This is a genomic window from Myxococcus sp. AB025B (assembly GCF_006518215.1).
Lineage (GTDB): Bacteria > Myxococcota > Myxococcia > Myxococcales > Myxococcaceae > Myxococcus > Myxococcus fulvus.
The window spans coordinates 34,200-44,410 of record NZ_SRLW01000041.1 but is presented as its reverse complement, the minus strand read 5'-3'; the positions used below and the strand labels follow the sequence as shown (position 1 = coordinate 44,410).

Here is a 10,211-nt window from a genome sequence, read left to right as displayed (position 1 = left end):
CCTCGAGCAAGCCTCTGCCGCCGCCTCCGCCCCCCCGGGCCGAGCCGCGTCCGACGCCGCCGCCCGTGGAGCAGACGACTTCTGCCGAGCCGCCAACGCCCTTCTCGGTGGGTGCTGGCGCCAAGAAGAAGGTCGTGGTGAAGAAGAAGACCCGCTAGAGCACACAGCCCGCGCCGCCGGAGTCGGTGGCGCGGGAGTGGGCAGACCAGGGGTGCCACCATGGACGCCGAGCACAGGGTTGACGGAGAGGAAGGGATGCCGGGTTCTCCGGAGGGTGGCTCGTCGTCCGCGCCCGAGGCGATGTCGGCGCGGGGCGATGGCGCCAGCCAGGACGGCGCGCCGTCAGAGTCGTCGCGTATAGAGGGAGCCGTCGGGGAGTCCGCCCCGGTCGATTCCCCCGCGCCCGAAGCGGGTGCGTCGGCGCCGGAAGGCGGTTCACCGGAGTCCCAGGCAATCGCCGCCGAAGGCGCGCCCAGCACGGGCGAGCCCGAGCGGAGCATGGAGTCGTCGGTGGGTTCGTCGGAAGAGTCCCAGGAGAAGTCCCCGTCGGAGTCCACGCCGGAGGCTGCGAGCAGCGAGTCCGCGGTGTCGTCGGAGGCAGCGGCCTCCGAGGTCGCTCCCCGCCAGGAGTCCGAGGTGGTGGCGTCCACCGCTGGGGCGCCAGGCCAGGAGTCCGAGGCGTCGTCCTCCGATGGGGCGCCGGGCCAGGAGTCCGCGGAGGCGTCGTCCGGCGGGGCGCCAGGCCAGGAGTCCGAGGCGGCGGCGTCCTCTGTCGGCTCCCCGAGCGGGGCCGAGGCGTCCGGAGCGGACGAGGACGGGGAGTCCGAGCTGCTCGCCGCGCCCGAGGAGCGACTCGCCGGGCGGGTGGTGACGGTGTTGATGCCGCTGGAGCGCCTGGAGGACGAGTCGGCGTACCGGCTGCGGCCCGAGGGTGACGTGTCCGGTCTGGCCACGGACATCGCGCGGCTGGGGCAGCTGTTCCCCGTCGACGTGCGTCCCCGGGGCAACGACCGCTACCAACTGGTGTGCGGGTTCCGTCGCGTGGCGGCGCTGCGCTTCCTCAAGCGCGACGCGGTGCAGGCGCGCGTGCACACGGACCTGTCGGACGAGGACGCGCTCCTCATGTCGCTGGCGGAGGCCATCCATGCCACGCCGGTGGAGCCGGAGGTCCTCGAGGCCAAGCGCGACCAGCTGGAGTCCGAGGGCCGGTTGAGCGCGGCCGTGGCGGACATGCTCGCCAAGGCGCTCGCCACGGACGAGTCGCTGGCGCCCGAAGGGGTCGAGGAGGAGATCGACGCCGACGAGCTGGCCTCGGACGTGTCGCAGCGGCTGGGCGCCATCAACCAGGACCTCTCGCTGCTGGCGGACGTGTTCGCCTCGCTGGACGAGTCACGCCGGGCGGAGCTGTTGATGCAGTTGCGGTACTCGTCGGAGCTGGTGGCGTACCTGGAGGGCCTGTCGTGATGGTGGATGCTCTCGCCCGAGACCGGGCCCGGCTGCTGGAGCTGCTCACCCAGCGCTCCTTCGAGCGTCGCCGCGTCGTGCTCTCGTCCGGCAAGGAGTCGGACTTCTACATCGACTGCAAGCGCACGGCGCTGCTGGCCGAGGGGCACTTCCTCATCGGTCGGCTGTTCCTGGACGCCATCCGCCGCGAGGCCCCGGAGGCGGTGGGCGTGGGCGGGCTGACGCTCGGCGCGGATCCGCTCGCCTCGGCGGTGAGCCTCACCGGCTACCTCTCCAGCTACCCGCTGTCCGCGTTCATCGTCCGCAAGGAGCCCAAGGGCCACGGCACCGGCCAGTGGATCGAAGGCCTGAGCGGGCTGGGCACGGGCGCGAAGGTGGCCATCGTCGAGGACGTGGTGACGACGGGTGGCTCCACGCTGAAGGCCATCGAGCGGGCCCAGGCGGAGGGGCTGACGGTGCTCGGGGCGTTCGCCCTGGTCGACCGGTTGGAGGGAGGGCGCGAGGCGGTGGAGGCCGCGGGCCACCGACTCACCACGCTCTTCACCCGCAAGGACTTCATCCCTTGAAGAAGCTGCTCGCGACGGGAGCGCTGCTGGGAGCGCTGGCCGGCTGTTCCTCCCTGCCTCCCATCGCCGTGGGCGAGCAGGCCCCCACGCTGAAGGACGAGAACGCGGAGTCGCGTTACCGGGCGTTGCTCGCGAAGTACACGGGCCACCAGGAGATCTACGACGGCTTCGACACGCGCCTGTTCGCGGGGGCGACGCTGCAGACGTGGACCTTCCGCGAGGCGCGCGTGAAGCGGCAGGCGGCCTTCCAGGTGCTGCCCGAGGCGAAGGTGGCGGAGCTGCTCGCCGAGGAGCGCGCCGAGTCGTCCCAGGTGCACGAGTTCTTCCTGGGCGTGCACGTCAACGACTACCGCTACCTCGACTTCGACTTCCGTCGCTCCATCTGGCGCCTGGCGCTGGTGACGCCCGCGGGTGAGGTGACGCCCGTGCGCATCCGCCGCCTGGGCCGCGCGGACTTGGAGATGCGCGCCTACTACCCGTACACCAACGTCTTCTGGGTGGGGTACGAGGTGCAGTTCCCCACCGTGATGGCCAGCGGTCAGCCGGTGATTCCGCCGGGCACCGAGCACGTGACGTTCCGGCTGGCCTCGTCGCTGGGGCAGGCGGAGATGAAGGTCTCCGCGCAGTAGCAGGACAGCTCGCGCCTCAGGTCTGTTCGGGGCGCTTGAGCCACTTCTCGGTGACGGTGAGCGTGGGGCCGGCCCGCAGCCGCTCCAGCAGCGCGGCCGGCGAGGCCTCCACCGCGAAGGGCAGGGCCTGGGATTCGGGGACGAAGCCCTCGGTGGCCAGGTGCCTGGACAGCGCCACCAGCGGCTGGAAGAAGCCTCGCGTGTCGAGCAGACCCATGGGCTTCTGGTGCAGGCCCAGCTGCGCCCACGTCACGATTTCGAAGAGCTCGTCCAGGGTGCCGAAGCCGCCGGGCAGGGCGACGAAGGCGTCCGCGCGCGTGGCCATCAGGGCCTTGCGCTCGTGCATGGAGTCCACGCGGATGAGCTCGGTGAGGCCCAGGTGGGCAATCTCCCGCGCGCCCATGAAGTGGGGCAGCACGCCCACCACCTGTCCGCCCGCGGCGAGGGTGGCGGCGGCGACGGTGCCCATGAGGCCCACGCTCGCGCCGCCGTAGACGAGCGTCATCCCCCGGCGGCCCAGCTCCGTTCCCAGCTCGCGCGCGGCCTCGGTGTACTCGGGGCGGGTGCCCGGCCTGGAGCCGCAGAAGACGCAGACGCTGCGCACGGACATGTCAGAAGGCTCCGCGCCGCTCGGGGTGCGCCGCGTAGAGCGCCACCAGGGCCGAGAGGAACAGGATGATGGGCAGCGCGAGCGCGTACACCTGCCGACCCTGCCGGAGGGCGATGCCGCACGGCAGGCCGAAGAGGAAGCCGCCCAGGTGGCCCGACCAGCTCACGAAGGGCAACAGGCTGAGCACCGCCACCTGCACCAGCCAGATGCCCAGCTCCCGGCGCCCCTGCCGCGTGGCGATGGGCAGCATGGCGCCCGCCCAGCCCAGAATCATCCCGGACGCGCCCACCATGGGCGTGTCGAAGTTGAACAGCAGCGAGAACACGGACGAGCCCAGCGCCGTCACGAGCGACAGGCCGAGGAAGCGCAGCGAGCCGATGCCGCGCTCCAGCGTGAAGCCCAGCGTCACGACGACGGACATGTTGAAGACGAGGTGGAGGATGCCGCCGTGCTCCAGCGCGCACGCGAGCAGCCGCCAGTACTGGCCCTCCTGCACCGCGGGGCCGTACAGCGCGCCCAGCGGGAGCTGCCGCGCGGTGAAGGACGGCAGCTGTCCGGCTTCCTCCAGGAGGAAGACCGCCACGCACAGGCCGATGATGGCGTAGCAGACCCACGGGCGCGGCTGCGGGGCCTGGGGCGGGGGAGGCGTGCCGAACGGATGGCCTCCGCCGCGAGAGTCAGGCCCGCCACCTGGCGCGTCGAGGATGTGTCGCGGTCCGGAGGACATGTCCCTCACAGCTCCCGGGAAAGGGTGGTGTCTCGCAGCCAGTGGTGGTCATCGGGATGCGGATAGTCGAGGGTGAAGTGCAGTCCCCGACTCTCCTTGCGACGGCTGGCGCAGTCGACGATGAGCAGGGCCACATCGGCGATGTTGCGCAGCTCGATGACGTCCCGGGTCACCTCGAAGCGCCAGTAGTAATCACGAATCTCCTCGCGCAACAGCTCCAGCCGGCGTCGCGCGCGCATCAGCCGCTTGTCCGTCCGGACGATGCCCACGTAGTTCCACATGAGCCGGCGGATCTCGTCCCAGTTGTGGCTGACGACGACGCTCTCGTCGGACTCCACCGCGCTGCCCGGGTCCCACTCCGGCGGGTCCTCGCGCGGGGTGGGCAGCGACGCCAGCTCCTCCGCCGCGACCTTCACGGCGCGCTGTCCGAACACGAGCCCCTCCAGCAGCGAGTTGGACGCGAGCCGGTTGGCGCCATGCAGTCCCGTGCAGGACACCTCGCCGATGGCGTACAGACCGGGCACCGACGTGCGCCCGTGCAGGTCCGTGACCACGCCGCCGCACTGGTAGTGGGCCGCGGGGACGACGGGGATGGGCTGCACGGCCATGTCGATGTTGAACGCCTTGCAGGTGGCGTAGATGTTGGGGAAGCGCTCGGTGAGGAACGCCCGGCCCATGTGCGTCATGTCCAGGTAGACACACTCGTCGCCGGTGCGCTTCATCTCCGCGTCGATGGCGCGCGCCACCACGTCGCGCGGGGCGAGCGCGCCCAGCGGGTGGTAGCGCTCCATGAACGTCTGCCCGCCCTTGAGTCGCAGCTTGCCGCCCTCGCCGCGCAGGGCCTCGCTGATGAGGAAGCTCTTGGCCTCCGGGTGGAAGAGGCAGGTGGGGTGGAACTGGTAGAACTCCATGTTCGCCACCTGCGCGCCCGCGCGGTACGCCATGGCGACGCCGTCCCCCGTGGCCACGTCCGGGTTGGACGTGTACAGGTACACCTTGCCCGCGCCGCCGGTGGCCAGCACCGTCACCTTCGCGAGGAACCGCTCGATGCCGCCATTCTCCAGGAGCGCGTACGCGCCCAGACAGCGGCTGCCGCCGGGCCTGGGCTGGCGCCGGTCCAGGATGAGGTCGATGGCGGCCGTGTTGGCGAAGAAGGTGATGTTGGGCGTCTCGTCGCACTTCGCGAGCAGCGCGCGCTGCACCTCGCGCCCGGTGATGTCACCCGAGTGGATGATGCGCCGCGCGGAGTGGCCGCCCTCGCGCGTCAGGTCGAACTCGCCGGAGGTCTGCCGGTTGAACTCCGCGCCCAGCGTGACGAGCTCCCGCACGCGCTCGGGGCCCTCGCGCACGGTGACCTCCACCGCGTCCCGGTGGCACAGGCCCGCGCCCGCGACGAGGGTGTCCTCGATGTGGGCGTCGAAGGAGTCGGTGGGGGCCAGCACGCTGGCGATGCCACCCTGGGCGTAGGCCGTGTTGCTCTCGCCTCGCTCGCGCTTGGTCAGCACCGCCACGGTGCCATGCCGGGCCGCCTGGAGGGCGAACGAGAGGCCCGCCACGCCGCCTCCCAGGACGAGAAAGTCGAACCGATGGGGCATGGCCAACAGCCTTAACGACTGTAAGTGCTGGAAACAAGGCGTTTTCTTGAGGACTTTCCGGCGTGTGTCTAAGGTTCGAGGGCCGATATGCGAGCCATTCCCGCGCTCATGCTCTGTGCCGTGCTGGGCCTCCCGTCCTGGGCGGGTGCGTCCGAGTCCATCTACCGGTACGTGGAGAAGGACGGGACCATCGTCTACACGAACGTGCCGCCGACGGGCTCCAAGCGCGCGAAGAAGATGAAGGGGGCGTTCACCCAGGCGCCGGCGAAGAGCCGGCCGGTGGTGGGGCGCTCCCGTACGCCGCCGGACCTGGACCCGCACATCGCGGCGGCGGCGGTGCGCTACCGCATCCCGACGGCGCTCGTGCGCGCCATCATGCACGCGGAGAGCAACTTCAATAAGAACGCGCTGAGCCACAAGGGCGCGAGCGGACTGATGCAGTTGATGCCGGCCACGGCGTCGGACATGTACGTGAAGGACATCTTCGACGAGCGCGACAACATCGAGGGCGGGGTGCGCTATCTGCGCGTGCTCGCCAACATGTTCGACGGCGACATGGTGAAGATGATTGCCGCGTACAACGCGGGCCCGGACGCGGTGAAGCGCTACGGCGGCAAGGTGCCCCCGTACGAAGAGACGCAGGGGTACGTGCGCAAGGTGCTCCAGCTCTACTACCACTACAAGGAGCGCGAGCGACCCGCCGAGAGCGGACCCCGCGAGCTCACATCCCAGAATGACGACGCGCGTGAAGGGGCGGCCGGAGACGAGCCCCGCTGACGACGAGTTCCTCCAACAACTCCAGCGTGGTGGAGAGCTGCTGGCGGCCAACAAGGTCATCGAGGCCAGGAGCTTCCTGGAGCGTGCCCACCAGCTCCAGCCTCGCAACGAGAAGGCGCAGAACCTGCTCGGGCTGTGCTTCTTCAAGCTCGGCATGTTCGACAGGGCGGCCGAGCTCTACGAGATGCTCGTGCGCGACAACCCGGTGGACCCGACGCTGCGGGTCAACCTGGGCCTGGTGTACCTGAAGACGAACGCGCTGCAGCGCGCGGTGCGCGAGTTCGAGACGGCCACGGACCTGTCGCCCGAGCACCAGAAGGCGCAGAACTACCTGGGCCTGGCGCTCGCGCAGATGGGCGAGTACGGCCGCGCGCGTGAGCACTTCCTGCTCGCGGGCAGCGACGCGATGGCGGAGAAGATGTCCCGCGCCATCGCCGGGGAGAACTTCGCCCGCGCCACGCCCGCGCCCGTGCCGCCGCCCGCGGCGCGGGTGGAGAGTCCTTCCCCCGTGCGGGCTGGGCCCCCGGAGCCCGAGGAAGAGGAGATCCGCTTCGCCGAGGACGAGGGGCCGAGCGCGCTCGGTGGTGGTGAGTCGGAGTCCTCCGCGTCGCAGTCCCCCGAGGATGCGGGGAGTCCGTTCGCGGCCGCTGGCACTGTCGGCACGTCGGGGGGGGCGCTCTCCGCGTCGGGGTCGTCCGGAGCGGCTGGCGCGCCGGGAATGTCGGTGGCCGGTGGCGCGCTCTCCTCCTCGGGAGTATCCGGAGCGGGTGGCGCCTCGGGAGCGTTCGCAGCGGGTGGCTCTCCGGGGAGTTCAGGCCCGTCCGGGGTCGGTAGCTCGCTGGGTGCGTCCTCGGCGGGTGGTGTGCCGGGTGCGACTGGCGCGGTCGGTTCTTCGGGAGCGTCCGCCTCGGTCGGAGCCGTCACCGCTTCGGGCGCGTCGAACGTGGCGAGCCAGGGTGCCGCGGTGGGTTCGCCGCCCATCCACGGGGCGTCGGCCTCGGCGGGCGCGTCCCTCCAGACGGGCTCGAGCACGTCCTCCGCGGCGGGTTCCTCCGCCACGGCGGGCACGGGCTCCACCTCGGACGAGACCTCCGCCGCGACCTCCTCGGTGCCGCTGTCCCGGCTGCAGCTCACCAAGGTCGCCGCGCGGCCCGCTCCGACGCGTGAGGCGACCTCCTCCGCGCCGCTCCTGGCGGTGCTGGCGCCCTCGCTGGCCCTGGAGTCGGAGCGGGGGAGTGGCCCCTTCGCCCTCGGTGAGGGCCGCTTCCGCATCGCCGTGGAGACGGAGCTGCTCACCCGGCTGGACGGCCTGGTGGCGCTCGAGGGGCAGCTCGCGTTCCAGCCGGAGATGAAGCGCTTCCGGGGCCGTGCGACGGACAAGCCCTTCGGTGAGGGCGCCTCGCGCATGGTGCGCGCCCGGGGCCGGGGCGTGCTCCACCTGGAGCCCTCCGAGCGCCGCACGTTCCTGGCGGTGGACCTGGGCGAGGACTCCGCCTACTTCCGCGACGAGAACGTCTTCGCCTTCGAGGAGCCGGTGATGTTCGAGAATGGCCGGGTGCCCTCCGACATCGCGCCGGACCTGGACCTGGTCCACCTGCGCGGTCAGGGACAGGTGCTGCTGAGCCTGCCCGGGCCGCTGCGCTCGGTGGCGGTGCGCCTGGAGGCGCCGGTGACGGTGCCGCTGACACACCTGGTCGGGTGGCAGGGCAACCTGACGCCTCGCGTGGTGCCGCTGCTCAAGTCCGCCTCCGGCGAGTCGCTGCGCACGGCGGTGGAGCTGGGGGGCGAAGGTTTTGCCCTCATCGCCCTTGGGGTCCGCTAGAAGGCGCGCCATGGCCACCGACCGAGCGATTCGCAAACAGCGCAAGCGGGAGGAGCGGGCGCGCCGGCGCGCCGAGCGCAAGCCGAGCGTGCTGGTGCAGGAGTTCTGGAACCTGCCCAACATGCTGACGCTGGGGCGCATCTTCCTCATCCCCCCGTTCGTCTGGCTCATGTACGACGGGGACCCGCTCAGCTCCCTGTTCGCGGGGCTCGTCTTCGCCGTCGCCGCCATCACCGACGTCATCGACGGCTACCTGGCGCGCAAGTGGAACCTCATCACCGTGGTCGGCAAGTTCATGGACCCCTTGGCCGACAAGCTCATCGCCATGGCGGCCCTGGTGATGATGGTGCGGCTCGGACGCATCGCGGCGTGGGTCGTCATCGTCCTGCTCGCCCGCGAGCTCATCGTCAGCGGCCTGCGCACCATCGCCGCCAGCGAGGGCATGGTCATCGCCGCCGGCCAGGAGGGGAAGTGGAAGACCTCCCTCCAGCTCGTGGGCATCATCTCCCTGTGCGTCCACTACGTGCACCCGCTGACGCTCGGCTCGTTCAGCACGCCCGTGGACTACAACCTCGTGGGCAAGGTGCTCGTCTACCTGTCCGGCGCGTTCTCCGTCTGGAGCGCGGTCGTCTACTTCCGGGCCTTCCTCGCCATGCTCGCGAAGCGGGGAGACGAGGCGCCGATCGCGAAAAGTGTTTGACGCCGTGGGGAGGCCTCTGTATACCCCACCTCACTTCGGGCGCGGCGCTGACGCGACGCGGCTGAAGGGTGCCTGATGCGGGAATAGCTCAGCGGTAGAGCATCGCCTTGCCAAGGCGAGGGTCGAGGGTTCAAATCCCTTTTCCCGCTCCAAAAGAAGGCCCCTTGGGAAACCAGGGGGCCTTTTGTTTTCACCTGAGAAGGTGCGGGCGCCGAAGGTTGAGACGTCGTCGCGGTACGTGATGCGGGAATAGCTCAGCGGTAGAGCATCGCCTTGCCAAGGCGAGGGTCGAGGGTTCAAATCCCTTTTCCCGCTCCAGAACGAAGGCTCCCAGGGAAACCCGGGAGCCTTTTTGTTTTCTCACGCAATGACTCGCATCGCATGCGTGGCGGCCCCGCGGGGTGGGACGGCCGAGCGTGCGTCAGGGCCGGCTGGACGGAGGGGAGACGACCCTTCGCGAGAGGGCACGGGGGAATCGTGCGGGGTGTATGGCTTGCCTCGCACGCACTCGGGCCCTGCTATATGAAGGGCCCCCTCATGATTCGCCTCGTCCGAGAACTGTACCAATACCGAGGCCTGCTCCTCAGCCTTGTCCAGCGTGAGCTCAAGGCCCGCTACCGCGGCTCGTTCCTGGGCTTCCTCTGGACGTTCCTGAATCCCACGCTGCACATGTTGGTGTACGCGCTGCTCTTCACCATGGTGATGCGGCAGAACATCCCCAACTACCCGTACTTCATGTTCGTGGGGCTGCTGCCGTGGATCTGGTTCACCTCGTCGCTGACGGCGGGCGCCAGCGCCATCAGTGATCGGCGCGACCTGATGACGAAGGTGCGCTTCCCGGCCCAGGTGCTGCCGACCACGGTGGTGATGACGAACCTGAGCAACTACGTGCTGTCGCTCCCGCTGATGCTGACCCTGGGGCTCATCTACGGGCAGTACCCCACCTGGCACGTCATCGCGTTCCCGCTGGTGGTGCTCATCCAGCTCATCTTCACGCTGGCGCTCACGTACATCGTCGCGGCCATCAACGTGTCGTTCCGGGACCTGCAGCACATCGTCGGCAACGTGCTGACCATGTGGTTCTTCCTCACGCCGGTGCTGTACCAGGCGAGCAGCATCCACGACGAGGGCCTGCGCACGACCATCCTGATGGCCAACCCCATGGCCAGCTTGATGCTGTCGTACCAGGCCATCTTCTACGAGCACCGCCTGCCGGACGCGGGCCCGCTGGCCGCGCTGGCCGTCGTGTCGGTGGTGCTGCTGTGGGGCGCGTCCGTCCTCTTCGAATCCCGCCGCGAGGACTTCGCGGAATCCATCTGAG

Annotated in this window: 10 protein-coding genes and 2 tRNA genes; 9 read left to right on the top strand and 3 right to left on the bottom strand. The window is 70.1% G+C overall.

Going from position 1 to position 10,211, the window contains the following annotated elements; genetic code table 11:
• Positions 1-510 precede the first annotated feature (510 nt).
• Genes FL311_RS09490 through FL311_RS09480 form a run of 3 tightly spaced genes read left to right on the top strand, consistent with a single transcriptional unit; the run spans position 511 to position 2,659 of the window.
• Positions 511-1,464 carry a ParB N-terminal domain-containing protein gene (locus FL311_RS09490; protein WP_228556779.1) on the top strand — a complete coding sequence of 318 codons (954 nt, stop codon included), beginning with the start codon at positions 511-513 and terminating at the stop codon, positions 1,462-1,464.
• On the top strand, positions 1,464-2,030 hold the full coding sequence (gene pyrE / locus FL311_RS09485; RefSeq protein WP_074955483.1) for an orotate phosphoribosyltransferase: 567 nt from the start codon (positions 1,464-1,466) through the stop codon (positions 2,028-2,030). The genes FL311_RS09490 and pyrE overlap by 1 nt, the downstream gene beginning before the upstream one ends.
• Positions 2,027-2,659 carry a hypothetical protein gene (locus FL311_RS09480; RefSeq protein WP_141324613.1) on the top strand — a complete coding sequence of 211 codons (633 nt, stop codon included), beginning with the start codon at positions 2,027-2,029 and terminating at the stop codon, positions 2,657-2,659. The genes pyrE and FL311_RS09480 overlap by 4 nt, the downstream gene beginning before the upstream one ends.
• Positions 2,660-2,675: 16 nt before the next feature.
• On the opposite strand, the gene FL311_RS09475 is transcribed toward FL311_RS09480, so the two are convergent.
• From FL311_RS09475 to nadB, 3 genes are read right to left on the bottom strand one after another with little or no spacing between them, the layout of a single operon-like run.
• Positions 2,676-3,269 carry a TIGR00730 family Rossman fold protein gene (locus tag FL311_RS09475; RefSeq protein ID WP_141324612.1) on the bottom strand — a complete coding sequence of 198 codons (594 nt, stop codon included), beginning with the start codon at positions 3,267-3,269 and terminating at the stop codon, positions 2,676-2,678.
• 1 nt (position 3,270) lies between these two features.
• The gene (locus tag FL311_RS09470) at positions 3,271-3,996 is read right to left on the bottom strand and encodes a rhomboid family intramembrane serine protease (RefSeq protein ID WP_141324611.1); all 726 of its coding nucleotides are present in this window, start codon (positions 3,994-3,996) and stop codon (positions 3,271-3,273) included.
• Between the two features lie 5 nt (positions 3,997-4,001).
• A complete protein-coding gene (gene nadB / locus FL311_RS09465) occupies positions 4,002-5,591 on the bottom strand; it encodes an L-aspartate oxidase (protein ID WP_141324610.1) in 1,590 nt (529 codons plus the stop codon).
• An 87-nt stretch (positions 5,592-5,678) separates the two neighbouring features.
• Between nadB and FL311_RS09460 the strand changes: the two genes are divergently transcribed.
• From FL311_RS09460 to FL311_RS09435, 6 genes are all read left to right on the top strand, one after another.
• Positions 5,679-6,368, top strand: coding sequence for a lytic transglycosylase domain-containing protein (locus FL311_RS09460; protein WP_141324609.1), 690 nt, complete (start codon positions 5,679-5,681; stop codon positions 6,366-6,368).
• Positions 6,325-8,190 carry a tetratricopeptide repeat protein gene (locus FL311_RS09455; protein ID WP_141324608.1) on the top strand — a complete coding sequence of 622 codons (1,866 nt, stop codon included), beginning with the start codon at positions 6,325-6,327 and terminating at the stop codon, positions 8,188-8,190. Before FL311_RS09460 ends, FL311_RS09455 begins: the two co-directional genes overlap by 44 nt.
• A 10-nt stretch (positions 8,191-8,200) precedes the next feature.
• Positions 8,201-8,890, top strand: a complete 690-nt coding sequence (gene pgsA / locus FL311_RS09450; protein WP_141324607.1) for a CDP-diacylglycerol--glycerol-3-phosphate 3-phosphatidyltransferase — start codon at positions 8,201-8,203, stop codon at positions 8,888-8,890.
• A gap of 77 nt (positions 8,891-8,967) precedes the next feature.
• Positions 8,968-9,042, top strand: a tRNA-Gly gene (locus tag FL311_RS09445).
• 91 nt (positions 9,043-9,133) lie between these two features.
• Positions 9,134-9,208, top strand: a tRNA-Gly gene (locus FL311_RS09440).
• Positions 9,209-9,427: 219 nt separating this feature from the next.
• The gene (locus FL311_RS09435; RefSeq protein ID WP_141324606.1) at positions 9,428-10,210 is read left to right on the top strand and encodes an ABC transporter permease; all 783 of its coding nucleotides are present in this window, start codon (positions 9,428-9,430) and stop codon (positions 10,208-10,210) included.
• Position 10,211: the final 1 nt, after the last annotated feature.

Coding starts and splice junctions, on each gene's coding strand:
- FL311_RS09470 (WP_141324611.1), bottom strand. CDS start 3,996: ATGTCCTCCGGACCGCGACACATCCTCGACGCGCCAGGTGGCGGGCCT.
- FL311_RS09435 (WP_141324606.1), top strand. CDS start 9,428: ATGATTCGCCTCGTCCGAGAACTGTACCAATACCGAGGCCTGCTCCTC.
- FL311_RS09460 (WP_141324609.1), top strand. CDS start 5,679: ATGCGAGCCATTCCCGCGCTCATGCTCTGTGCCGTGCTGGGCCTCCCG.
- FL311_RS09455 (WP_141324608.1), top strand. CDS start 6,325: ATGACGACGCGCGTGAAGGGGCGGCCGGAGACGAGCCCCGCTGACGAC.
- pgsA (WP_141324607.1), top strand. CDS start 8,201: ATGGCCACCGACCGAGCGATTCGCAAACAGCGCAAGCGGGAGGAGCGG.
- pyrE (WP_074955483.1), top strand. CDS start 1,464: ATGGTGGATGCTCTCGCCCGAGACCGGGCCCGGCTGCTGGAGCTGCTC.
- nadB (WP_141324610.1), bottom strand. CDS start 5,591: ATGCCCCATCGGTTCGACTTTCTCGTCCTGGGAGGCGGCGTGGCGGGC.
- FL311_RS09475 (WP_141324612.1), bottom strand. CDS start 3,269: ATGTCCGTGCGCAGCGTCTGCGTCTTCTGCGGCTCCAGGCCGGGCACC.